Origin of the sequence: Pseudomonas sp. UBA6699 (assembly GCF_002454615.1) — a bacterium.
Lineage (GTDB): Bacteria > Pseudomonadota > Gammaproteobacteria > Pseudomonadales > Pseudomonadaceae > Aquipseudomonas > Aquipseudomonas juntendi.
Genome location: NZ_DKJF01000060.1, coordinates 81,188 through 105,308 on the forward strand (window position 1 = coordinate 81,188; position 24,121 = coordinate 105,308).

The window sequence follows — 24,121 nt, forward strand, 5'->3', positions numbered from 1 at the left end:
CAGGCACAAAAATGGGGCCACCAAGGGCCCCATTCCTGTGCATCAAGACACTGGCTTACTGGGCCAGTTTCTTGTGCCGTACCCGGTGCGGCTGGGCAGCAGCGTCACCCAGACGCTTTTTGCGGTCGGCTTCGTACTCGGTGTAGTTACCCTCGAAGAACACCACGTTCGAGTCGTCTTCGTACGCCAGGATGTGGGTCGCCACACGGTCCAGGAACCAACGGTCGTGGGAAATCACGATCGCGGCGCCCGGGAAGTCCAGCAGGGCTTCTTCCAGCGAACGCAGGGTTTCCACGTCCAGGTCGTTGGACGGTTCGTCGAGCAGCAGGACGTTACCGCCCTCCTTCAGCGTCAACGCCAGGTGCAGGCGACCCCGCTCACCACCGGACAGGTCCTTGACGAACTTCTGCTGGTCGCCGCCTTTGAAGTTGAAACGGCCAACGTAAGTGCGCGACGGGATCTCGTAGTTGCCGATCTTGATCATGTCGGAACCGTCGGACACCTGCTGGAACACGGTCTTGCTGCCGTCCAGGTCTTCGCGGCTTTGGTCGACGCAAGCCAGTTGCACGGTTTCGCCGATTTCGATGCTGCCCGAATCCGGCTGTTCCTTGCCCATCAGCATGCGGAACAGGGTGGACTTACCAGCACCGTTACCACCGATCACGCCGACGATCGCGCCTTTTGGCATGGCGAACGACAGGTTGTCGATCAGTACGCGGTCGCCATAGCCCTTGGTGACGTTCTTGAACTCGATGACCTTGTCACCCAGGCGTGGGCCGGCCGGGATGTAGATCTCGTTGGTTTCGCTACGCTTCTGGAATTCCTGCGACTGCATTTCTTCGAAGCGCTGCAGGCGGGCCTTGGACTTGGACTGGCGGGCCTTGGCGCCTTTGCGCACCCATTCCAGTTCCTCTTTCATGGCCTTTTCATGGGCGCTTTGCTGCTTGGACTCCTGCGCCAGGCGCTCGGACTTGGCTTCCAGCCAGCCCGAGTAGTTGCCTTCGTACGGGATGCCGGCGCCACGGTCCAGTTCCAGGATCCAGCCAGCGACGTTGTCGAGGAAGTAACGGTCGTGGGTAATCGCCACCACCGTGCCCGGGAAGTCGTGCAGGAAGCGCTCCAGCCAGGCCACCGAGTCGGCGTCCAGGTGGTTGGTTGGTTCGTCGAGCAGCAGCATGTCGGGGGCCGACAGCAGCAGGCGGCAAAGGGCCACACGGCGCTTCTCACCACCGGACAGGTGCTCGATGCGGGCGTCCCAGGCCGGCAGGCGCAGGGCGTCGGCAGCGACGTCCAGCTGGCGCTCCAGGTTGTGGCCATCGGCGGCCTGCAGGATGGCTTCCAACTTGGCCTGTTCGGCGGCCAGCTTGTCGAAGTCGGCATCTGGTTCGGCGTAGGCAGCGTACACCTCGTCCAGGCGGGCCTGGGCGTCCTTGATCACGCTGACCGCTTCTTCGACCACTTCGCGGACCGTCTTGCTCGGGTCCAGTTGCGGTTCCTGGGGCAGGTAGCCCACGTTGATGTCGGGCATCGGACGGGCTTCGCCGTCGAATTCCTTGTCGACGCCCGCCATGATCCGCAGCAGGGTCGACTTACCGGCGCCGTTCAGGCCGAGCACGCCAATCTTGGCGCCTGGGAAGAATGACAGGGAAATGTTCTTGAGAATTTCCCGCTTCGGCGGCACGACCTTGCTCAGCCGATGCATGGTGTAGACGTATTGAGCCAAAACCAAGCCCTCTAATCAGGTAAGTAAAGACATCGACGATCGCCCTGGCGCGCTGACCAGGGAGATGTGTGTTTGGGTGTAATTGAACAAAGGCGACCATTCTACGCCATCGCACGGCGTTTCATAGGCGGGGCGATGGTGGGCAGGGAACGGTGTGATCTATGGGGAAATGTGTTGCCTGTGGCGGCCCTTTCATGACTTTAGCCGCGAAAGGGGCGGCACCGCTGCCGAGATGGCTCAGACGTGACGCTGCCGGGCCTTGCCACGCGGCAACCGGCAACGGTCACCCTGCTCGGCCAGGCGCGCGGCCCAGGCAGACTTCACGCTGAAGCCACTGCTGCGGGCAGGCTGCTGCTCGGCAACATTCGCGGGTTTGGCGGCCGCAGGGGCAGTGCTGACCACCTTGGCTGCAGGCTTGTGGGCCGCAGCCACTGCCGGCGCTGCCGCCTTGGCGGTCTTGCGCAGTTCAGCCAGCGACGGGGCCTTGGGCTTGGCCGAACTGGCCGCTTCAGGTTTGCTCAGCGAACGCTGGCAAGACTTGCAGGATACGTCCTCGGTCACGGCAGTGCTGACAAGGGTCTGACTGCTACGCCCACAGGCGGAATCGAGGCCATTGGAGGAAAAGTGAGTAACCAAAAGCGAACATCTCCGATGCGTTGTCATGTAAAGCGGGCGGCATTCTCGCACAGGTTGCAGGGGCTTGCCGAACCGGCGGGCAGTCGCCATCGGTCCAGATGGCTGGCACTTTGCCATAATCGTAGGCATGCTAGCCGGTTTCGGCTGTCCGGCCTTATAGTGCGCCACCACGGTGTGACTGCCGGACACCGGTACATGCCGTGCACGTTTCGTCCCTGCCATCGCCAGCCCAATCGCAGGATCAGCGCTTGATCAATCTTACTCACCCGTCGTCACTGCGTTCCGCGCCTGAAGCACCCGCCTCTACCCTGCGCGGGTCGATCAAGGGCACGTTGGCGCTGCTGGCCCTGATCCTGCTGGGCCTGCTGCTGTGGCAACTGTTCGCCCAGTTCAACCACACCCAGGCCGACCTGCGCGCGCAGAGCCTGGATGCCAGCGTGGAAATGGCCGACCACCTGAACCTGAACATGGCGTTCAAGGCCCAGCAGGCGCTGAATGTGGTACAGCCCTACATCAACCCGCCGACGCCCGCAGCCATGCCCAGCCTGGTGGATACCCTGCGCCAGCGCCTGCCCGACCTGCAAAGCCTGGCCTGGCTGGACAGCACCGGGCAGCTGCGCGCCGACAGCCTGGCCGGCAGCCCGGACCGGCAGTGGCTGGACGAGTTGCTGGCGCTGAACCAGGGGCGTGCGTACTTCTTCACCAATTCGCCCGACAACCACGCGCTGTACATGCTGCTGCGCCAGGCCACCGAGCAGGAACGCGGCTACTGGCTGCTGCGCCTGTCGCCAGACTACTACCGCGAGCTCACCCTGCACCTGGACAGCGGCACCCATCCGTTATGGCTGCTGGAAAACAGCCGCACTGGCGAAGTGCTGCAGCGCCATGCCCCCACCGCTACCAGCGATGACCCGCTGCAAAGCGTGATGCTGGCCTTCATCGACAACAGCACCTGGCAACTGCGCGGCCTGTTCGACGCCAAGCTGATGCAACAGAAGCTGCTGCCGGCGCTGATCGGCAAATGCCTGCTGGTGCTGTTTTGCGCCCTGCTGCCGGTGCTGGCCCTGATCAACATGCGCCGGCGCCAGCGTGCGCTGCAGGAAGACCGCCGGCGCTACCAGGAAATTTTCGAAGGCACCGGCGTGGCCCTGTGCGTGCTCGACTTGTCGAGCCTGCCGGGCCAGCTGGACCGCTACCACCTGCGCAACCGCGCCGCACTCAAGCACAGCCTGGCCCTGGATCCAGGCCTGCGCCGGTCCCTGCTGCTGGAACTGAAGATCACCGAAGTCAACCAGGTGGCCCGCCAGTTACTGAACATCGACTGCCATGAAGGCGCCTGGCAGCGGTTGATCGACGGCACCGGCGATGGCCGCGACAGCATCGGCATGCAACTGATCGACGCGCTGATCGAACAGCGCCAGGTGCTGGAGCTGGAAGTACGCCTGCCGTCACCGCTGGGTGGCGAGTTGCACCTGTGGTTGATGGCGCGCCTGCCGCAACAACGGCGTGACTACCAGGCGGTGATCCTGAGCATCAGCGACATCACCAGCCGCAAGCAGGTCGAACTGTCGCTGCTGGAGCGCGAAAGCTTCTGGTCCGACGTGGTGCGCACCGTACCCGACCAGCTGTATGTGCAGGATGTGCTCAGCCAGCGGATGATCTTCAGCAACCGCCACCTCGGCCAGACACTGGGCTACGACCGTACCGAGCTGGCACACATGGGCGAGCGCTTCTGGGAACTGCTGCTGCACCCCGAAGACGCCGCGCACTACCAGGCCTTGCGCCAGCAACAGCGGAACAATGGCCACGACCAGCAATTGCACTGTCAGTTGCGCTTCCGCCACCGGGACGGCAGTTGGCGCTGCTACGACATCCGTGAGCAGGTACTGACCCGCAACGCCGAAGGTCTGGTAACGCGCATCATCGGCGTTGGCAAGGATGTCACCGTACAGATCGAGGCCAGCCAGTCGCTGCGTGACAGCGAGCAGCGCTACCGCATGCTGGCCGAAAGCATCAGCGACGTGATCTTCTCCACCGACAGCCTGCTCCAGCTCAACTACGTCAGCCCGTCGGTGCAGAGCGTGCTGGGTTACCAGGCCGAGTGGATCTTCACCAACGGCTGGCAGTCGATCATCGCCAACCCGGCCCAGCTCACCGGCATCTACAGCCTGATGGAGCGGGTCAGCAAGGCCATGGGCGACGCCGAGCAGTTGGCCCAGCTGCGCAGCCAGCTGCCGACCCAGCTGTTCCTGTTCGACTGCCTGCGCGCCGATGGCCGCAAGATCCCGATCGAACTGCGCCTGGTGCTGGTGTGGGACGACGACCAGCGCTTCGAAGGTGTGCTGGGGGTCGGCCGCGACATCAGCCAGCAGCGCCGCGCAGAAAAAGACCTGCGCATGGCCGCGACGGTATTCGAGCACTCGACCTCGGCGATTCTCATCACCGACCCGGCCGGCTATATCGTCCAGGCCAACGAAGCGTTCAGCCGGGTCAGCGGCTACGCCGTCAGCGACGTGCTCGACCAGTTGCCCAGCATGCTCACGGTCGACGAACAGCAGGAAAGCCACCTGCGCTACGTGGTCAAGCAACTGCACCAGCGCGGCAGCTGGGAGGGCGAGGTGTGGCTCAAGCGCCGTGACGGCGACCACTACCCGGCCTGGGTCGGCATCACCGCAGTGCTGGACGATGAGGGCGACCTGGCGAGCTACGTGTGCTTCTTTACCGACATCAGCGAGCGCAAGGCCAGCGAGCAACGCATTCACCGCCTGGCCTACTACGACGCCCTCACCCACCTGCCCAACCGCACGCTGTTCCAGGACCGTTTGTACAACGCCCTGCAACAGGCCGAGCGGCAAAAGGCCTGGGTGGTGCTGATGTTCCTCGACCTCGACCGCTTCAAGCCGATCAACGACTCGCTTGGCCATGCCGCCGGCGACCGCATGCTCAAGGACATGGCCTTGCGCCTGCTGGCCTGCGTGGACGACGACGAGACCGTGGCGCGCATGGGCGGCGACGAATTCACCTTGCTGCTGCAACCGCGCGCGACCCGGGAAATGGCCTTGAACCGCGCCATCCATGTGGCCGAGAACATCCTTGCCAGCCTGGTGCGGCCGTTCGTGCTGGAAAACCGCGAGTTCTTCGTCACCGCCAGTATCGGCATCGCCCTCAGCCCGCAGGATGGCAGCGAGCTGAGCCAGCTGATGAAAAACGCCGACACCGCCATGTACCACGCCAAGGAACGCGGCAAGAACAACTTCCAGTTCTACCAGGCCGAGATGAACGCCAGCGCCCTGGAGCGCCTGGAGCTGGAAAGCGACTTGCGCCACGCCATGGAGCAGAACGAGTTCATCCTGTACTACCAGCCGCAGTTCAGTGGCGATGGCAAACGCCTGACCGGTGCCGAGGCGCTGCTGCGCTGGCGGCACCCGACCCGCGGCCTGGTGCCGCCCGGCGACTTCATCCCGGTGATCGAGGAACTGGGCCTGGTGGTGGATGTGGGCGACTGGGTGCTGCGCGAGGCCAGCCGCCAGCTCAAGGCCTGGCACAAGGCCAAGGTGCGGGTGCCGAAGGTCTCGGTGAACATCTCGGCGCGGCAGTTCTCCGATGGCCAGCTGGGCACCCGGATTGCCACCATCCTCGAGGAATGCGGGCTACCGCCGGCGTGCCTGGAGCTGGAACTGACCGAGAGTATCCTGATGCGTGAGGTGAACGAGGCGCTGCAGATACTGGCCAGCCTGAAGAACCTTGGCTTGAGCATTGCGGTGGATGACTTCGGCACCGGCTACTCGTCGCTGAACTACCTCAAGCAGTTCCCTATCGACGTGCTGAAGATCGACCGAACCTTCGTCGACGGCCTGCCCGAAGGCGAGCAGGACGCGCAGATTGCCCGGGCGATCATCGCCATGGCCCACAGCCTGAACCTGGCGGTCATCGCCGAGGGCGTGGAAACCCACGAGCAACTGGAGTTCCTGCGCGAGCACGGGTGCGACGAAGTGCAGGGCTACCTGTTCGGGCGCCCGATGCCGGCGCATCAGTTCGAGGCACAGTTCGCCAACGAGACGTTGTTCATGTTCCATTGACGCTGCCTGCACTGGCCTCATCGCAACTATTGATTCAGGAGGGCCTTGTGGGAGCGGGCGTGCCCGCGAACACCGGCGTAGCCGGTGCCAGCCACCGCGCCGGGTTCTTCGCGGGCGGGCCCGCTCCCACACCGACCGCATTAACTTCCGGCCATGTGCAAACCTGTGGGAGCCGGCTTGCCGGCGATGGGGCGCAACGCCCCCAGAAACCGGACTTCAGAGTCAACTCCAATCCCAGCCCAGCCCAGACACGGCGCGGGATGCAACATGAGACCCATTGGTCCGCGACTTGACGCCACTTCATATGCCAGCCGCGAATCAATCGGTTAGAATGCCCCCCCAAACTACCCCGATCCTTGAGGACCGCCATGTTCAGCCGTGATTTGACCATTGCCAAGTACGACGCCGAGCTCTTCGAAGCCATGCAGCAAGAAGCCCTGCGCCAGGAAGAGCATATCGAGCTGATCGCCTCGGAAAACTACACCAGCCCGGCTGTCATGGAAGCCCAGGGCTCGGTGCTGACCAACAAGTACGCCGAAGGCTACCCAGGCAAGCGCTACTACGGTGGTTGCGAGTACGTCGACGTCGTCGAGCAACTGGCCATCGACCGTGCCAAAGAGCTGTTCGGTGCCGATTACGCCAACGTCCAGCCGCACGCTGGCTCCCAGGCCAACGCTGCTGTCTACCTGGCCCTGCTGTCGGCCGGTGACACCATCCTGGGCATGAGCCTGGCCCACGGTGGCCACCTGACCCACGGTGCTTCGGTAAGCTCCTCGGGCAAACTGTACAACGCCATCCAGTACGGCATCGACGGCAACGGCCTGATCGACTATGACGAAGTCGAGCGCCTGGCTGTCGAGCACAAGCCGAAGATGATCGTTGCCGGCTTCTCCGCCTACTCGCAAGTGCTGGACTTCGCCCGCTTCCGTGCCATCGCCGACAAGGTGGGTGCCTACCTGTTCGTCGACATGGCTCACGTTGCCGGCCTGGTTGCCGCTGGCGTGTACCCGAACCCGGTACCGTTCGCCGACGTGGTCACCACCACCACGCACAAGACCCTGCGCGGCCCACGCGGCGGCCTGATCCTGGCGCGCAAGAACGAAGAAATCGAGAAGAAGCTGAACTCCGCCGTGTTCCCTGGCGCCCAGGGCGGCCCGCTGGAGCACGTCATCGCCGCCAAGGCCATCTGCTTCAAGGAAGCCCTGCAGCCTGAGTTCAAGGCTTACCAGCAGCAGGTCGTGAAAAACGCCCAGGCCATGGCCGAAGTGTTCATCGAGCGAGGTTTCGACGTGGTATCCGGCGGTACCCAGAACCACCTGTTCCTGCTGTCGCTGATCAAGCAGGAAATCTCCGGTAAAGATGCGGACGCTGCCCTGGGCAAAGCCTACATCACCGTCAACAAGAACTCGGTACCCAACGACCCACGTTCGCCGTTCGTCACCTCGGGCCTGCGTTTCGGCACCCCAGCCGTCACCACCCGTGGCTTCAAGGAAGCCGAGTGCAAGGAACTGGCTGGCTGGATCTGCGACATCCTGGCTGACCTGAACAACGAAGCGGTGATCGATGCCGTGCGTGAAAAGGTCAAGGCCATCTGCAAGAAGCTGCCGGTTTACGGCAACTGATCGCTGATCGCCAGAGGAAAAGCCCGGCTCGAGGCCTAATGCCAGTCAGTTAAGTAATTTGGGGCCGCTTTGCGACCCTTCGCGGGCACGCCCGCTCCCACAAGGGATCGCGCATCTCTTGAGTTCAGCGCCAAACGTGTGGGAGCGGGCGTGCCCGCGAAGGGCTGCAAAGCAGCCCCAGTAACGCTTAACTGACAGGCATTAGGCTCAATGCCGGTTTTTTTTGCGCGCCGGATTTACATATGGCTTGCGGCGCAGCACGTTCGCGCTTCGCCGCATTGCAAGACCGGCGCTGCCATTTTTTTTCAGCAGGTAGCGCCTTGACCAGAGACCAACTCGAAACCCGGCAAACGCTCATCTACTTCGCCACCGTGCTGGCGGCCTGCGCTTTCGGCGTTTTCGCCAGTGCGGGTGCTTCAGTGCTGGAAGTGCTGATCACACCCGCCATCGCCGTGCTGATGTACGCCATGTTCTTGCAGATACCCTTTCTGGACCTGCGCGCGAGCCTGGCCAATCGACGCTTCATGGTTGCCTTGTTGCTGGCCAATTTCGTGCTGGTGCCCTTGCTGGTGTGGAGCCTGACGCGCGGGCTGACGGGCCAGCCGGCCTTGCTGGCAGGCGCCCTGCTGGTACTGCTGGCACCTTGCATCGACTATGTGGTGGTGTTCACACACATGGGCAAAGGCGATGCGCGGCTCATGCTGGCAGCCACCCCCGTGCTGTTGCTGCTGCAACTGCTGCTGTTGCCGTTTTACCTGGCGCTCATGCTCGACGATGGCCAGCCGTTGAACCTGGCGATAGGGCCCTTCGTGCAGGCGTTCGTGGCGATGATCGTCGTGCCGTTGGCCTTGGCCGTGTGGACCAGTGCCCTGGTCGGCAAGTGGCGGGGGGTGAGCCGATGGAACGATGCCTGGGCCTGGATGCCCGTACCGGCGATGGCGCTGGTGCTGTTCGTGGTGATCGCTTCACAGATCCGGATTGTGTTGCACGACCTGCCGCAACTGCTGCCCGTAGTGCCGGTTTACCTGGGCTTTGCGCTGGTGGCACCGGCCATCGGCTGGGCAACAGCGAGGCTGCTGGGCTTGCCGGCACAGCAGAAGCGCGCCGTGATGTTCAGTGCGGCGACGCGCAACTCGCTGGTGGTGTTGCCGCTGGCGCTCGCCTTGCCAGAGCAGTGGCGCACGCTGGCGGCAGCGGCGGTGATTACCCAGACATTGGTCGAGCTGGTCTGCGAGCTGGTCTATGTGCGGGCGATTCCGGCGATCGCCCGCACGTAAACAGCATCAGCTCACCACGTGCAGGTAATGCAAGTGGCGCTCGTACTGGTCGAGGATGTCGCCGATCACATCCTCACGGCTCCAGCCCATCACATCGTAGTCCTGCCCGCCTTCGCGCAGGTACACCTCTGCCCGGAAGTATTTGCGCGCATCGCTGTTGTCATCGGCGTCGCGCATGACGAAGCTCGGCGTATTGAATGCCCGGGGGCGTACCTCGTACTTGAAGCGCCCTTCACCGGCATGGGAAAGCTCGAGCGTGATGCGGCCGTCGTCACGCTCGTCCACGGTCACCTCATAGCCCTGTTTGCGCAGTTCCTGGGCCACTTCTTCGCATGCGGGCTTGACCACGTCGGCGATGAAGCGGGTAACGTGCGCCCTGCGCGGCATCATGGCGATGTTGCGCAAGCGGCATCATGGCGATGTTGCGCAAGCGGCGCTGCCAGCCGCCGTGGTTCTGACGGCCCTGCCGCTGACCTGGCAGTGCCTGGGTGCGCAGCCCACGCCGTGTGGCGTCCAGCCCCAGGGCCTTGAACAAACCCCAGATGGAAAACAGCAGGATGATCGCGAACGGCAAGGCGCTGGCAATGGTGGCCGCCTGCAATGCTTTCAGGCCGTTGGCCAGCAGCAGGGCAATGGCCACCGCGCCCATGCTGACGGACCAGAACACGCGCTGCCAGAGTGGTGAATGGCCCCTGCCGGACGAAGCCAGCATATCCACCACCAAGGCGCCCGAGTCGGCCGAGGTGACGAAAAACACCACGACCATCAGCACCGCCACCATCGAAATGGCTGTCGACCAGGGAAAGTGCTCAAGGAACGCGAACAACGCCACCGAGCTGTCCTGGTCGACCACCGCGGCCAGGTCCTTGATGCCGCCGTGCAGGATCATGTGAATGGCCGAATCGCCAAACACCGTCATCCACAGCAAAGTGAAACCGGCCGGCACGAACAACACGCCGCAAACGAACTCGCGAATGGTGCGGCCGCGGGAAATGCGCGCAATGAACAGCCCCACGAACGGCGACCAGGACAACCACCAGCCCCAGTAGAGCAAGGTCCAGCCGCCAATCCAGTCGGTGGGTTCGTAGGCAAACAGGTTGAACGTCTTGTTGACGATATCGGACAGGTAGGCCCCTGTGTTCTGCACGTAGGCCTGCAGCAGGAATACCGTAGGGCCTACCGCCAGCACGAAAAGCATCAGGATCACAGCGAGGCCCAGGTTGAGCTCCGACAGGATACGGATGCCCTTGTCCAGGCCGCTGGCCACCGACAGCGTGGCCAGTGCACAGGTAACCGCAATCAGAATGACCTGCACCGAGGTGCTGATCGGAAGGCCGAACAACTGGTTCAGCCCGCTGTTGATCTGCAGCACGCCGTAGCCCAGCGAGGTGGCGACGCCAAATACCGTGCCCAGGATGGCGAAGATGTCCACTGCATGGCCGATAGGGCCGTAGATACGCTCGCCGATCAAGGGGTACAGCGCCGAGCGCAGGGTAAGCGGCAGCCCGTTGCGGAAACTGAAGTAGGCCAGGATCAACGCCACGATGGCGTAGATCGCCCAGGCATGCAGCCCCCAGTGGAAAAAGGTGATGTTCATGGCTTCGCGGGCGGCGGCCACCGTGTTGGGGTCACCCACGGGCGGGTTGATGAAGTGCATCACCGGTTCGGCCACACCGAAGAACATCAGGCCGATGCCCATGCCGGCAGAGAACAGCATGGCGAACCAGCTTTTGTTGGGGTAGTCGGGCTCGCTATGGTCCGGGCCCAGCTTGATGTCGCCATAGCGGCTTACGGCCAGGAAGACGACGCTGATCAGCACCAGTGCGACGGTGAGGATGTAGAACCAGGCTGCATTGGTAACGATCCACTGCTGAACATGCTCGAAGACGCTTTGGGCATGCGCCTGGAACACTGTGGAGTACAACACCAGTAACAGCACCAGTACTGCACTGGTGAAAAAGACAGGTGGGTTGATGGTGCTCCTGCGTTTCTGGTTTTCAGGCATAGGCGTTACTCCTTCGGGCGTTCAGCGCTGCGCTCCATCATTGGGCAGTCCGAACACGACTGCCCGTGGCGCATGATGCATGGAAGATGCTGAAACCTTACCGTCAGTTCCAGCAATTCCAAAACTTAGCCGCTTCGCTTGCCGTACAGAAGGCTTTGAACCTGTCAGCCGAGGTGACGCTTCAGCTCGGCAATGTGCTCGGGGCCAATGCCGCAGCAGCCGCCCACCATGCTGGCGCCGCGTTCACGCCAGTCCTTGGCCCAGGCGAGGTAGCCCGGTGGGTCCAGGTCTTCCCGCAGCTCGTCCAGCCCGTCGTTGGCGGTAGCCTCTTTGGGCTGCGGGGGGAAGGCGTTGGCGTAGGCACCGATGGCCACCTCTGCGCCTTGCTGGCCGATAACGGTACGGGCGACGTCAATGGCCGCGCCGATTACTTCCGGCTGGCTGCAGTTGAACAGCACCGCTGCGGCGCCCAGCCCGACTACCGCTTGCACGGCATCAGCCACCGGCTCACCGGAACGCAGGCGCGGCACCGTATCCACGTCCTCGTCCTGCAAAGTGAAAGACACCCAGAACGGGCGGCCGTCTTCGGGCAGGTGCGCATGGATGGCACGTACTTCGGCGATGGCGCTCTGGGTTTCGGCCAGCCACAGATCAACGTGTGGCGCCAGGCCGGCGAGCAGCGGCTTCAATACTTCTTCGACCCGCTCAGGCTGGAACAGGTCAGGGCGGTAAGAGCCGAACAGCGGTGGCAGCGAACCCGCTACCTTGACCGGGTGTGCAGCGTTATCGGCGGCATGACGCGCCAGCTGGCCGGCGGTATTGGCCAGTTGCTGGCCTTCTGTAGCAAAACGTTGCTCGCCAATGTGGAACGGCACGACCGCATAGCTGTTGCTGGTAATGACCTGGGCACCCGCGGCAATGAACGCCGCATGCACACCCACCACGGCCTCGGGCGCCTCGGTCAGCGCCAGCGCCGACCATTCGGGCTGACGAAACGGTGCGCCGCTGCGCTGCAGTTCACGGCCCATGCCCCCGTCGAGAATAACCATCGCGCGCTGTGTCATATAACTACTCTGAAGGTATTTATGAATAAAATTCATTATGAGAGAAAGGTTTATAACTATTAAATACACTTTCTCTTTTTTGGCAAACTTTTCAGGTATGTACATGCGCTTTTCTACTGTGCTCGGCGCGGGCCTCGTGTTCCTCGCCACTGCGTCCCAGGCCCTGGCAGGCACCACGCTGGAGCGGGTTGAATCGCGCAAGGAAATGGTCAACGTGTTGATGGAGAGCTACCCGCCGTTCTCCTTCCTCAATGATCAGAACCAACTCGACGGCTTCGACGTGGATGTGGCCAAGGCTGTGGCCGACAAGCTTGGCGTGAAGCTGCGCCTGGAAACCCCGTCGTGGGACGTGATCGCCGCCGGCCGCTGGAGCGGCCGCTACGACATCTGCATCTGCTCGATGACGCCCAGCAAAGCCCGCGCCGAAGTGTTCGACTTCCCGGTGGAATACTACGCATCGCCGGCGGTGATCGTGGTCAATGCCAAGGATGAGCGCATTCATGGGGCCAAGGACCTGGATGGACGCAAGGTAGGCTTGACCAGCGCCTCCAGCTACGAGAGCTACCTGAACAAGAACCTGGTGATCGAAGGCAAGGAAGACCAGAAGATCGACTACCCCTTCGACTTTGTGCAGATTGCGCCTTACGACACCGACAACGTCGCTTTCCAGGACCTGGGCCTGGGCGCGGGCGTGCGTCTGGATGCCATTCTTACCAACCTGGTGACCGCGCAGCCGCGCCTGACCCAGGACAAGCGCTTCAAGCTGGCCGGTGCCCCACTGTATGAAGAGCCCAACTCGGTGGCCATCGAAAAAGGCGACCCTGAATGGGATGCCAAGGTGCGCCAGGTGTTTGCCGAACTGAAAGCCGATGGCACGCTGGCCAAGCTGTCGCAGAAATGGATTGGCGCCGACATCAGCAAATGAGCACCTTCCCTTCTTCCCCCAAGCCCGCGGCCAAAGCCACGGGCGCCAGCCTGTTCGGCTTTCGCACCCGGCTGCTGCTGACCTGGCTGGCGCTGTTCGGTCTGTTCGTGGCGTTCTTCCTCAGCTTCGACCTGAAGTTTGCGATCATTGTGGAGAAGTTTCCCAACCTCGCCGGCTTCAAACTGGGCCCTAACGGCTTTTTGCAAGGCGCAGCGCTGACCCTGTTCCTGTGCCTGTGCTCGATGGTGGTCTCGGTGCTGCTGGGCTTTGCCGCAGCCCTGGCGCGCTTGTCCGGCAGTGCGGTGCTGGTCGGTATCGCCAGTTTCTACACGTCGTTCTTCCGCGGTACGCCGCTGCTTATCCAGATTCTGCTGATTTACCTGGGCCTGCCACAGGTCGGCCTAGTGCCCGGCGCAATCAGCGCAGGCATCATTGCGTTGTCGCTGAACTACGGCGCCTACCTCAGTGAAATCTTCCGCGCCGGCATTCTCGGCGTGGCGCGCGGCCAGCGCGAAGCGGCGCTGGCGCTGGGCATGCGCCCGCCGCAGACGTTCTGCTACATCGTGCTGCCCCAGGCCATGCGGGTGATCATTCCGCCCACGGCCAACCAGTTCATCTCGATGCTCAAGGATTCATCGCTGATTTCGGTGATGGGGGTGTGGGAAGTGATGTTCCTGGCCCAGTCGTACGGGCGCTCCAGCTACCGTTACCTGGAAATGCTGACCACCGCGGCAATCATCTACTGGGTACTGTCGATTCTGCTGGAGCTGGTGCAAGCGCGCCTGGAACGGCACTTCGGCAAGGCGTACCAGCGCTGAGCAGTGCCTTGGCGCAGCGGGCACATGCAAGAACGGTCGCCCGAAGGCGACCGCTGGTGGGTGGGGCGACAGTCGGCTAGTCCTTGCTGACGGCGTCCTTCACATCGCCCACCACTTGTTGGGCTTCACCCTTTTTCTCCTGCACCTTGCCCTTTACCTCCAGCTCGGTATTGCCAGTCGCTTTACCAACGGCTTGCTTGACCTTGCCAACCACTTCGTTGGCCATGCCTTTGACTTTGTCAGACGTGCTGCTCATGGTTTTTCTCCTTCAACGACATCCGTACATGTGGGTTGGGGTTACACCAGTGAAACGGGCAGACCTGGGCGGGTGATCACACATTCACGACCCGGGTCTTGCGTGACGACAGGGCGAAGCGGCCTGCCACAACGCTCAAGGCAGCGCCAAGCAGCAGGGTTACCAGCGTGCCCCAGGCGGCTTTGGACACGTTGCTGGCCGCTACTTGGGCAGCTTCACGCGCCTGTTGCTCTGCCTGGTCTTTCAGCACTTGCACCTGCTCGGCGGCTTGCTGGTAGGCACGGGCATAGTTATCCACGATCTGCTGGGCCTCCTGCTGGCTCTTGCCCGTGCGCGCCGCCACGATGTTGACCAGGGCCTGCTTGTCTGCCGCGCTCAGCGCAGGCTCACCGGCCTTGCGTACCCGGTCGAACCATTGCTTGAGCTGGTCAACGGCCTGGGTCGGGTCCTCGGCGGCGATACGGCCCGCCGACTCACCCTGCGCCTGCGCCTGATCGGCCTGCTGCTCCAGGTTCGACGGGTTCAGTTCGGCCTTGCCGGACTGCTGCAGGGTCTTGTTCAGCTCCGCTTCCAGGCTGTCCCAGTCGAGCGAAATGCCCTGCTTACCCAGGCGCTCTTTGATGCCTTGGCCGACTGCCGGTGCGGCGGCAGCCACACCATCCGCGGCAAGCGACAGGCCTTTACCGGCAATATTGCCGGCAGTGCCGACCACGCCCCCGGCCAGCGAAGCCAGCAGCCAGGTCGCCAGCAATGTGGTCACCGTCCAGCTCAACAGGCCATGCAGGCCACCGCGGCCCGGCGCCGTGCGGCCGGCAACCCAGGCACCGGCGGCGACCGAAACCAGGGTGCTGACGAACAACCACACCCCCGCACCGGTGCCAAAGCCACGCAGCGGGTTGCCATCGGCCATCGCGTCAACGGCTCCGGCCCCGATGGCGGTGCCCAGCACACTGAGTACCAGGTAGGTAGCCAAGGCAATGGCCCCCCCGGCGAAAACTGCACTCCACGACACCCGCAGCGGGCTCACGGCATTTGCCGGGGTGCTTACATAGGCTTCAGTCATCTATGCATCCTCGTCAATGGGAACTGGCTGCACCGGCCACGGGTGCCTGATGCAACGTCATGGCCAGTTTGCGGGTCCCATGCAAGGGTGTATTGATGCATCTGCCCCACCCGCACTAGTGCATTGGCACCAATCTGCCGGTGCCTGCTGCGTTTATGCTCAACGCCAGTCACCACACCAGCCATTACCGACCGGGGGACGCCCATGAGCGACGCCGTGCTTGCCCGTGAAACCAACCGCCGCCAGCTGCAGCAGATAATTGCCGGGCTTTCGGATGGCGTGATGCTGCTGGAAGTGGACCAGACGATCATCTGGGCCAACGAAGCCGCCCTGCGCATGCACGGGGTCGACAGCCTGGAACAGCTGGGCGGTGACGCCGAGGGTTATCGCCAGCGCTTTGCCCTGCGCTACCGCAACAACCATCCACTGGAAGCCGACCAGTACCCCATTGCCCGCGTGGCGGCGGGGCAGGTGTTCAGCGATGTGGTGGTCGAGGTTTCGCCGGTTGGCGATGAGGAGGCGCGCAGCCGGGTACACCGGGTGCGCAGCATGGTGCTGGAAGACAGCAAGGGCGAGGCCGAATCGTTGGTGCTGATACTGGCCGACGCTACCGAGTGGGCCAGCGCAGAGCAGCGCTTTGAAAAAACCTTCAACGCCAACCCTGCCCCCGCCGTTATCTGCCGCCTCAGCGACTTGCGCTTCATCAAGGTGAACCAGGGCTTTCTGGAAATGACCGGGCATGTGCGGGAAAACGTCATTGGCCGCTCGGTGTATGAAGTGGACGTGCTGGAAAACGCCGAGCGCAAGGAGTTGGCGATCGAGCGCCTGATAGAAGGCGCGACCATCCCGCAGATGCAGGCCGAGCTGCGCTTGCCAGAGGGCGGCACCAAGCTGGTGATCGTGGCCGGGCAGCCGCTGGACATGCACGAAGAGGATTGCATGCTGTTTTCGTTCACCGACCTGGAGCCCCGGCGCAAGGCGGAGAACGCCCTGCGCCAGAGTGAAGAGCGCTTTGCCAAGGCGTTTCGCCTGAGCCCGGTGCCGACCTTGCTGTGCAGCGCCGACAAGCAGCAACTGATCGATGCCAACGAAGCGTTCCTCGACAGCCTGGGCTACACCGCCCAGGAGCTGATCGGGAAAACCGTGGCCGAAATCGACTTCTTTGCCGACCGCGGGGTGGCAGCGCAGGTGTTCGATGCGCTGGAAAAGAGCGGGCGTATCGAGGCGCTGGATGTGAAGCTGCGCAAGAAAGGTGACGACCCGCTCGACTGCATGCTGCAAGCCGACACCGTGAGCCTGCTGGACACCCCGTGCTACCTGCTGGTGCTGATGGACATCACCGAGCGCAAGCGCTCGGAGCTGGAACTGGTCGAGGCGATCGAGACCGTCATGCAGGATGCATCGTGGTTCAGCCAGACCTTGATCGAGAAGCTGGCCAATGCCAAACGTATCAACACCGGCCGGTTGCCCGATGCCTCGTTCACCGACCTTACCCGCCGCGAGCGGGATGTGCTGGCGCTTATCTGCGAAGGGCTGGCCGACAAGGAGATTGCGGCGCGCCTGAACCTGGCGCTGAACACGGTGCGCAACCACGTGGCAACGGTTTATTCCAAGCTCGATGTGCACAGCCGCAGTGAAGCGATCGTGTGAGCGCGGGAACGGCGTTTGTTCAGTACCTGATGGGTTGTTCGCGGCTGGGCCTGGCGCTGCCGCTGCCAGGCCCTACCCTTGACAGTATCCCGGTTGACCGCAAATACTCTGGGCAGATTCATATAGATGACCAAATAACAAGGTGAATCGTTCCATGACCGCACTCCCCGTCCCGATGCCTTTGCATGCTGGCCAGCCCGCACATTTGATTGCCCTGCCTGCACCTTCTGTTTGCCGCTGACGCGCCTGCCCAACCGAGACTCCTTGCATGACTCCCTTAGATATTCAGCTGTTGCTGACCGCCCTGGTCAGTGTTCTGGTGCTGGTGGCGCTGATCGTATCGCGCCTGAAGATGCACCCGCTTCTGGCCCTGCTGGTGGTGTCCATTGGCGTGGGCTTCGCGACCCATATGCAACCCGGCAGTATCGTTTCGCACCTGCTCACCGGTGCTGGCAAGACACTGGGTGCGGTCGGGGTGGTGATTGCCCTTGGCGCCATGCTGGGCAAGATCCTGGCGGATGCTGGCGTTACCGAACAGGTCGCCGATGTGATCCTCAAACGCACCCCCGACCGGCTGATCCCCTGGGCGATGATGCTGGTGGCCTTCGTCATCGGCATCCCGATGTTCTTCGAGGTGGGCCTGGTGATCATGCTGCCGTTGATTTTCAGCGTGGCACGCAAGCTGGAGGGCAAGGCGCGCTTCAAGGGCTCTGCCTATGTGTACGTGGGTGTGCCAGTGATTTCTGCCTTGGCGGCCATGCATGGCATGGTCCCTCCGCACCCTGGCCCACTGACCGCCATTGCCGTGCTCAAGACCTCGGTCGGGCCGACCATGCTTTACGGCTTCCTTGCCGCGATCCCTGCCATGGTCCTGGGCGGCCCGTTGTACGGCATGTTCATTTCCCGGCGCATGAGCACCCGCCCCGATCAGGCACTGCTGGACCAGTTCACCCTGGCTGAGCAGGCCGACGGCCAACCCCGCCCCGGTGTATTGATCGGCATGCTGGCCGCGCTGCTGCCGGCGATCCTGATGCTGGTGCACGCCGTTGCCGAAATGCTGCTGCCCAAGGGCAATGCGCTGCTGGAATTGGCCAGCTTCCTTGGCAACCCACTGATCGCCATGCTGCTGGGCGTGCTGTTCGCAGGCTTCAGCCTGGTACTGGCGCGCGGTGGCAACGCCGAGCAGTTGCGCGATGCGCTGGGCAAAAGCCTGAAGCCGATTGCCTCGATCATCATGATCATTGCCGGCGGCGGCGCTTTCCAGGAGATGCTGACCAGCGCCAAGGTTGGCGATGCCATCGTGCACCTGACCCAGCAATCGGCATTCCCGCCGTTGATTCTGGGGTGGCTGATCGCCATGCTGCTGTCGGTGTCGACCGGCTCGGCCACCGTTGGCATCGTCGGCGCTGCCGGCCTGCTGGCCCCCTTGGCAGGTGCCGACCCCAGCCTGAACCTGCCCTTGCTGGCCCTGTCCATCGGCTGCGGTTCGCTGTTCTTCAACTACGCCAACCATGCCGGTTTCTGGATGGTGAAAGAGTCGTTTGGCATGACCATGGGGGAAGCGACCAAGACCATCTCGGTGGTGCAGTCGATCGTGGCGGTGGTGGGGTTGATCGTGGTGTTGGTGCTGAATGCGGCGGTTGCGGTGGGTTGAGCCGGATGAGCGGGTGAGCCAGTTATCCTGGCTCACATGCCCTGGCGTCAGTAGCCGCGCTCCCTCAGCTTTTCTGCCAAGGGCGGGTAGTAGATCTGGCCAATCTCATCCGCAGCCCACCACGCCCAGTGCAACAGGCAGAGCGTAACGCCCCCCAGCACCAGATAGCCCTCCCAGCCAATCAGCTCGGTGACCTGATGCATCAAGCCAGGCAACTGGTAATGCGCCCCGACATTGGCGTTGGCAATGGCCATCACTACCAGCCCGAATACCAGGACACCGGCCTGGTAGCGCTGCTGACGCCACACCTCCCGTTGCTGGCTCTTGCTGCGCCAGTAGTTAAACAGGAACTCATTGCCTTCACGAAGGCTGTGCTCTTTCAAGGCGCTATAGGTCACGTGATTGTGCAGCAGGGAGTAATCGCGCCGGCTCTGTAGCCAGTGCCAAGGGATGTAGGAACCAAGCATGACCGCGACCTGCGCAAGCACTGGAACGCACACCGACACGGCCAGGCAAAACACCACGACACTCACAAAGATCCGCCCGATATTCCCCCAAACCGTAGCCATGTTCCCCGAGAAATCCAGCAGAGTGGTCCCTAGGGCTGTCATGAAAGCCATATCCATGAACAGGCACACGTAGGTGAGTTTCAGGGCCCAGCGCACCTCCCAGGCTTTCTCGAATACTGCCCCCGGCAGCCCGGCGATAGGGTTGGTTGTTTTCAGGCTGTCTCTGTTCTGATCCATGCAAAATCCTCGGCAGTTGGCATTGGCCAGTGAATGGTTACTGCAAAGTGCTGGCAGTGCGCCTTGCCTGATTACCATGCCCGAGAGCGGCGCAAGCGCTCCACTCAACTTGAGCCATTTGCTATTCCCTTGCGTCGCCACCTCACCCTGTAGGAGCGGCCTTGCGTCGCGATGGGCCGCAAAGCGGCCCCACTGCCAGCCTCGGACTCGCCGTTCATTACCCGCTATGGCGTCAGTCTGGTGCCTTTCGAGCTGGCCTGCACGGGCTGGGCTGGACCTGTGTAAGGCCTGCCGGGGATGTTTGAAAACCTACCCCTGCCCGGTTTAGGCGCAAGTCAGATCTCAAAGGCTCACGCGAACATGGGCGATGCCCATGCCCGCCAACGAGCCAGGGCCCCCGCTAGTCAGCCGGCGTACGCCCGGCTTGCTCCATCACCTTGCCACACTGCTCACTGGCCAAGCGACTGATGATCCGGATCGCCTGGTGGATGCCGGCAGTATTGCGAAAGCTCAGGCGTGGGTTGTGTTCGCACTCCAGCATTTCATCATGCTGGACCAAGGCCTCGCCTAACAGTTCGAGCGTCCAGGCGTAGCTTTGGAGGGTAGACAGGCGTTCATGATCAGGCATGGCGCACCTCCAGAGAGCCAGAGATGAAGCCTGGCCTGGCGGCAGCTAGATTATTGAGGCCCGTCGATAAACGACGGCGGGGAACGGATACGTGGATCTGCGACGGATTTACGGTGGTCATGCATGAGTTCCTTTCGTGATGGAACTGCCACCGCTCGCGGCCAAGCAAGTTAAGGTGGCAGCAGTACGCGGGTTGGCCGACCGGGACGAAAGGAGCCCGGCACACCCGAAGGTGTCCCGCGCACCACCGCCATAACGCGCCATCGCAAGCACAAAAAAGCGCCTGCGATGATGATTGGGCGCTGATGCGCCTTCCGATTCCGACCGGCCAAGGTCGCATCGCCGATGCTTCGGCGACGGGGGGACTTTATTCCCGGGTGATGGTTTTCGCAAGTTTCTACAGGTACGAAATGGGCACGCGCGTCGTAGGAGAGCGCCCTGATATAGGCAACACGCAGAGCAAGCGACCATCCCTCAGCCGTGATCACTGGCCGGGTTAGCTGCATACCGCACCCACCCCGCAACCTCCGCGCCACCCCCCACCCGATCCTTGGGATGAACACGCCCTTCGCTGACCGCCACCTCTGCAAAATCGAACGGGCTCATCCCTTCGATACACGCAACGTTCACCCCATACTGGTCCGGAGAGGAACGCCGCTGGTGGAAGGTGTAGATGCCGCATTTCGAGCAGAAGTAGTGCTTAGCTTCCCGGGTGTGGAACTGATAGAGCGTCAGCGCCTCTTCACCTTGGGTGACCGTGATATCGCCCAGATTGACCGACACCGCCACCGCCCCACGCATACGGCACAGCGAGCAGTTGCACCTGCGTGCGGTACACAGACCATCGGTCAACCGCAGTGAGAAACGCACGGTGCCGCAATGGCACGCTGCTTGGTAGACAGGGCGGTTATCGTTGTTTTTATTCGTCATGGCGTTTCTCCCGATTGAAAGGCAAACCTGGCGATTCAGGGAACAAGCCAGATGTATTGGAAATACCTAGTCATTGGAGCGTACTACGAATTCCATTTCTCCCCCTGCCCCACCTAGCAGGCGGTATGGATCGAAAATCCTGTTGCCACGACAGCAAGCGCAAAGCTGGTGTTCATGCCGGACTTGACCAGACTCGACGCTGTGGAAACGTCCGGATCAACAATGTGCACGCTACGGCTCTCTCTCGCCGGGGCTGCCGAGGTCGTGAAAACGACCACGACGCCCTCCAGCAAGCCATGACTCTGCTAATCGGTCGAGGCGCGCCCGGCTTGCTCCATTACCTTGCCACACTGCTCGCTGGCCAACCGGCTGATGATCCGGATCGCCTGATGGATGCCGGCCGTATTGCGAAAGCTCAGGTGCGGGTTGTGTTCGCATTCCAGCATTTCGTCGTGCTGGACCAAGGCTTCGCCTAGCAGTTCGAGGGTCCATGCGTAGCTTTGGAGGGTGGAGAGGCGTTCTTGGTCAGACATGGCGCACCTCTGAACGGGTTGAGACACAGCCGGCATTGCTATCAGCGAGGTCACGCATAGCAGCAAATGAATGACGGAGGGGAACGGATGCGAGGATCCAGATCAGGCTTGAGATAAACATGCATGAAGCTCCAAGTTTTGATTGGAGCTACCACGATCCTTCCTACGGGATTGGGTGGCAGCTGTGTGCGGGGTAGGAATACCGGGAAACTTGGAAACCCGGCCAGGCCGAAGCCTGCCCGCACACAGCCGCCATGTCACAGCACGGCAAGCACAAAAAAGCGCCAGCTGTGGTGCAGCGGCGCCGAGTGCGTACGCCAAGTTTACCAACGGGTTCCAACGCCCGGTCACGGTTTTTTCGTGATCAGGAAATTTAGCCTCACATTCACAAGACAATCAGGTACTGCCCGGTTCATGGCTACAACAGTACGATCAAGCTGAGCTTTAGTCAGGTCAGAACGATTTATCAGCACATTTTGCGTTCATTCATCATGAATCTGCGCGGACTAGCGCGCTCGATAAGCGCCGGTCAAGGCCAGGTGCATCAGCAAATCACGCAGAGGGGCTGGGTACAACACACAGGCGTCATAGATAACAGTGAACGATGAATGCCTCATTAATACCCCATATTGAGCACTTGGGCTTGTGCAGCCAGTTCTTCCATGGCGGCTTGGCTCACTCTGTCACGTTCGGCCTTGAACGCCATGACATCGGTGAACTTGATACGACGGTGGCTGCCGGTTTTTGTGTGTGGAATCTGACCCTCGTCCAGTAGCTTGACAAGATGCGGACGCGACACGTTGAGCATGTCGGCGGCTTCTTGAGTAGTCAGTTCTGCGTGAACCGGCACTACTTTCACGGTGTTACCTAGAGCCAGTTCGTTAAGAATGTCCCCGAGCAGTCTAAGAGCGAACGTCGGTAGCTCAACGACTTGGCGTTGCTGGGCTTCATCAATCAGCTCAATACGCTGAATATCCAGTTTCGACGAAACAAAAGCAGCGATCTGGCGGCTTGATTCAGTAGCCGCGGCGATCGCTTTCTCATCTGGAAGGATGCTTCGAGCGAGATCGGCGGTAGTCATGATGTGTCTCCAAAAGCGACTTGAAATTCCTGGCGTCTCATACGGCAGGTTTAGATCTTATAATCGAAATAAACGAAACGAAACAAACGAAACAAGGCTCGGCGCCGGCTCAAGCATGATCATGAGCTAGTGGCTGGTACCCACAGCTTCCTCAGGCCTGTGGTTCCGCTGAGGGTGAAGGGCCAGAGTGCGATCCGAAGTGGTCCAATCAACGGACAGGGCCGGACATCAGCGCCCCAACTAGGTCAAGGCAACACTCGATGACCACCGCCGGGAAGAGACGACTGTTGAGCATTGGTGCCGAGATCCCGCGCGCACATGTTCATGCCTTTCTTGATCAGGCTCGACGCTCTGGAAACGTCCGGATCAACAATGTGCACGCTACGGCACTCTCTCGCCGGGGCGCCCGAGGTCGTGAAAACGTCCACGACGCTCTCCAGCAAGCCATGACTGTGCTAATCGGTCGAGGCGCGCCCGGCTTGCTCCATTACCTTGCCACACTGCTCGCTGGCCAACCGGCTGATGATCCGGATCGCCTGATGGATGCCGGCAGTATTGCGAAAGCTCAGACGCGGGTTGTGTTCGCATTCCAGCATTTCGTCGTGCTGGACCAAGGCTTCACCTAGCAGTTCGAGGGTCCAGGCGTAGCTTTGGAGGGTGGAGAGGCGTTCTTGGTCAGACATGGCGCACCCCCTGGTGGAGGAAGCTAAGGCCCGCTGCATTGACAGCGATGTCGCTGAAAGCCTTCGAGAAACGACGGTGGGGAACGAATGCGGGGATTCTGAATAGATTTGAAGTGTGCATGCATGCTTTCCTTTTCGATTGAAGCACCGCCCTCACCGTCGCCAAACGGTTAGGGTGGCAGCTGTACGCAGGTTGGCGAAGCGCCGGGACATTTCGACATGCCACTCCAGAGCGACGGTTTCAAACAGAAGAGTCGCCCGCTGAGCTGCAATCTTGGCCTTCTGCTTTTCCTCCATCGGATCAAGGTTATCGAGCCACAGAGCCTTGGCCTCATCGCGCTTGGTTCTCGCGACAGCCAACGAAACGATGCGGTACTTGCCGATGATCAGCGTGCCTTCCTTGCCGCTGGATTTGAAATACCGCAGCCGCCAAGTCTTCGAACCAGCGGGCGTGACGTACAGGTACATGCTCCCGCCGTCGAACAGTTTGTAGGCGCGATCACTCGGTTTGGCCGTGCGGGATTTGAGGTCGCTGAGCGGAATAGCTAGGCGTGGCATAGGGGTACGTTCTCCACTCAGGAAAGACGCTGTACCCCAAAAAAAACCCCGGTTATTAGGGATTTAGTTGGTTCCCGACGGAGGGTCTTGGAGACAAAAAACCAGCCAGAAGGGTAATGCCTGTCAGTTGAGCGTTACTGGGGCTGCTTTGCAGCCCTTCGCGGGCATGCCCGCTCCCACACGTTTGGCG

Annotated in this window: 19 protein-coding genes and 2 pseudogenes; 7 read left to right on the forward strand and 14 right to left on the reverse strand. The window is 61.8% G+C overall.

Translation table 11 applies throughout. The features are described from left to right. Window positions 1–55 precede the first annotated feature (55 nt). Together ettA and B3361_RS12200 are read right to left on the reverse strand one after the other, a co-directional pair. Complete coding sequence (ettA, locus tag B3361_RS12195; RefSeq protein ID WP_009686092.1) at window positions 56–1,723, reverse strand: energy-dependent translational throttle protein EttA; 1,668 nt, start codon at window positions 1,721–1,723, stop codon at window positions 56–58. 237 nt (window positions 1,724–1,960) lie between these two features. Beyond that, window positions 1,961–2,359 (reverse strand): hypothetical protein, encoded by a 399-nt coding sequence (locus B3361_RS12200; protein WP_029884888.1) that lies wholly within the window; start codon window positions 2,357–2,359, stop codon window positions 1,961–1,963. Between the two features lie 248 nt (window positions 2,360–2,607). Between B3361_RS12200 and B3361_RS12205 the strand changes: the two genes are divergently transcribed. The 3 genes from B3361_RS12205 to B3361_RS12215 all read left to right on the forward strand — a co-directional run bounded on the left by B3361_RS12205 (window position 2,608) and on the right by B3361_RS12215 (window position 9,337). Continuing rightward, window positions 2,608–6,438, forward strand: a complete 3,831-nt coding sequence (locus B3361_RS12205; protein WP_054903902.1) for a sensor domain-containing protein — start codon at window positions 2,608–2,610, stop codon at window positions 6,436–6,438. 368 nt (window positions 6,439–6,806) lie between these two features. Next, a complete protein-coding gene (gene glyA / locus B3361_RS12210) occupies window positions 6,807–8,060 on the forward strand; it encodes a serine hydroxymethyltransferase (protein ID WP_009686086.1) in 1,254 nt (417 codons plus the stop codon). A 320-nt stretch (window positions 8,061–8,380) separates the two neighbouring features. After that, a complete protein-coding gene (locus tag B3361_RS12215) occupies window positions 8,381–9,337 on the forward strand; it encodes an arsenic resistance protein (protein WP_054903939.1) in 957 nt (318 codons plus the stop codon). Between the two features lie 6 nt (window positions 9,338–9,343). Here B3361_RS12215 and B3361_RS12220 read toward each other — a convergent pair. Both B3361_RS12220 and B3361_RS12225 read right to left on the reverse strand, forming a co-directional pair. Further along, window positions 9,344–11,342, reverse strand: a pseudogene (locus B3361_RS12220) (BCCT family transporter). A gap of 164 nt (window positions 11,343–11,506) precedes the next feature. Continuing rightward, on the reverse strand, window positions 11,507–12,391 hold the full coding sequence (locus B3361_RS12225) for a homocysteine S-methyltransferase family protein (RefSeq protein WP_177331320.1): 885 nt from the start codon (window positions 12,389–12,391) through the stop codon (window positions 11,507–11,509). Between the two features lie 118 nt (window positions 12,392–12,509). Here B3361_RS12225 and B3361_RS12230 point away from each other — a divergent pair, with 118 nt between their 5' ends. Together B3361_RS12230 and B3361_RS12235 are read left to right on the forward strand one after the other, a co-directional pair. Continuing rightward, window positions 12,510–13,331 (forward strand): ABC transporter substrate-binding protein, encoded by an 822-nt coding sequence (locus tag B3361_RS12230; RefSeq protein WP_054903899.1) that lies wholly within the window; start codon window positions 12,510–12,512, stop codon window positions 13,329–13,331. Next, on the forward strand, window positions 13,328–14,149 hold the full coding sequence (locus tag B3361_RS12235) for an amino acid ABC transporter permease (protein ID WP_029884901.1): 822 nt from the start codon (window positions 13,328–13,330) through the stop codon (window positions 14,147–14,149). Before B3361_RS12230 ends, B3361_RS12235 begins: the two co-directional genes overlap by 4 nt. 76 nt (window positions 14,150–14,225) lie before the next feature. Here the strand turns inward: B3361_RS12235 and B3361_RS12240 are convergent, their stop codons facing one another. Then, window positions 14,226–14,405 carry a CsbD family protein gene (locus tag B3361_RS12240; protein ID WP_029884902.1) on the reverse strand — a complete coding sequence of 60 codons (180 nt, stop codon included), beginning with the start codon at window positions 14,403–14,405 and terminating at the stop codon, window positions 14,226–14,228. A gap of 76 nt (window positions 14,406–14,481) precedes the next feature. Continuing rightward, window positions 14,482–15,468: a hypothetical protein gene (locus B3361_RS12245; RefSeq protein WP_009686079.1), complete on the reverse strand. Its 987-nt coding sequence runs from the start codon at window positions 15,466–15,468 to the stop codon at window positions 14,482–14,484. A 204-nt stretch (window positions 15,469–15,672) separates the two neighbouring features. Between B3361_RS12245 and B3361_RS12250 the strand changes: the two genes are divergently transcribed. Together B3361_RS12250 and B3361_RS12255 are read left to right on the forward strand one after the other, a co-directional pair. Beyond that, a complete protein-coding gene (locus B3361_RS12250; RefSeq protein ID WP_054903898.1) occupies window positions 15,673–17,118 on the forward strand; it encodes a PAS domain S-box protein in 1,446 nt (481 codons plus the stop codon). Window positions 17,119–17,386: 268 nt separating this feature from the next. Next, window positions 17,387–18,772 carry a GntP family permease gene (locus tag B3361_RS12255; RefSeq protein ID WP_009686077.1) on the forward strand — a complete coding sequence of 462 codons (1,386 nt, stop codon included), beginning with the start codon at window positions 17,387–17,389 and terminating at the stop codon, window positions 18,770–18,772. 47 nt (window positions 18,773–18,819) lie between these two features. Here the strand turns inward: B3361_RS12255 and B3361_RS12260 are convergent, their stop codons facing one another. From B3361_RS12260 to B3361_RS12295, 8 genes and pseudogenes are all read right to left on the reverse strand, one after another. After that, window positions 18,820–19,596, reverse strand: a complete 777-nt coding sequence (locus B3361_RS12260) for a hypothetical protein (protein WP_286920234.1) — start codon at window positions 19,594–19,596, stop codon at window positions 18,820–18,822. Between the two features lie 322 nt (window positions 19,597–19,918). Next, window positions 19,919–20,146, reverse strand: coding sequence for a hypothetical protein (locus B3361_RS12265; protein WP_054903896.1), 228 nt, complete (start codon window positions 20,144–20,146; stop codon window positions 19,919–19,921). A gap of 474 nt (window positions 20,147–20,620) precedes the next feature. Next, the gene (locus tag B3361_RS12270) at window positions 20,621–21,076 is read right to left on the reverse strand and encodes a GFA family protein (RefSeq protein WP_082414524.1); all 456 of its coding nucleotides are present in this window, start codon (window positions 21,074–21,076) and stop codon (window positions 20,621–20,623) included. 305 nt (window positions 21,077–21,381) lie between these two features. Further along, entirely contained in the window at window positions 21,382–21,609 is a 228-nt protein-coding gene (locus tag B3361_RS12275) for a hypothetical protein (RefSeq protein WP_054903894.1), read from the reverse strand. Window positions 21,610–21,995: 386 nt separating this feature from the next. Then, window positions 21,996–22,226: pseudogene (locus B3361_RS12280) on the reverse strand (PIN domain-containing protein); the annotation flags it as partial. Next, window positions 22,226–22,690 carry a helix-turn-helix domain-containing protein gene (locus tag B3361_RS12285; protein ID WP_054903893.1) on the reverse strand — a complete coding sequence of 155 codons (465 nt, stop codon included), beginning with the start codon at window positions 22,688–22,690 and terminating at the stop codon, window positions 22,226–22,228. The gene B3361_RS12285 and the pseudogene B3361_RS12280, both read right to left, overlap by 1 nt. Window positions 22,691–23,145: 455 nt before the next feature. Continuing rightward, a complete protein-coding gene (locus B3361_RS12290) occupies window positions 23,146–23,373 on the reverse strand; it encodes a hypothetical protein (RefSeq protein WP_054903892.1) in 228 nt (75 codons plus the stop codon). A gap of 153 nt (window positions 23,374–23,526) precedes the next feature. After that, window positions 23,527–23,931, reverse strand: a complete 405-nt coding sequence (locus B3361_RS12295) for an Arm DNA-binding domain-containing protein (RefSeq protein ID WP_054903891.1) — start codon at window positions 23,929–23,931, stop codon at window positions 23,527–23,529. Window positions 23,932–24,121 lie beyond the last annotated feature (190 nt).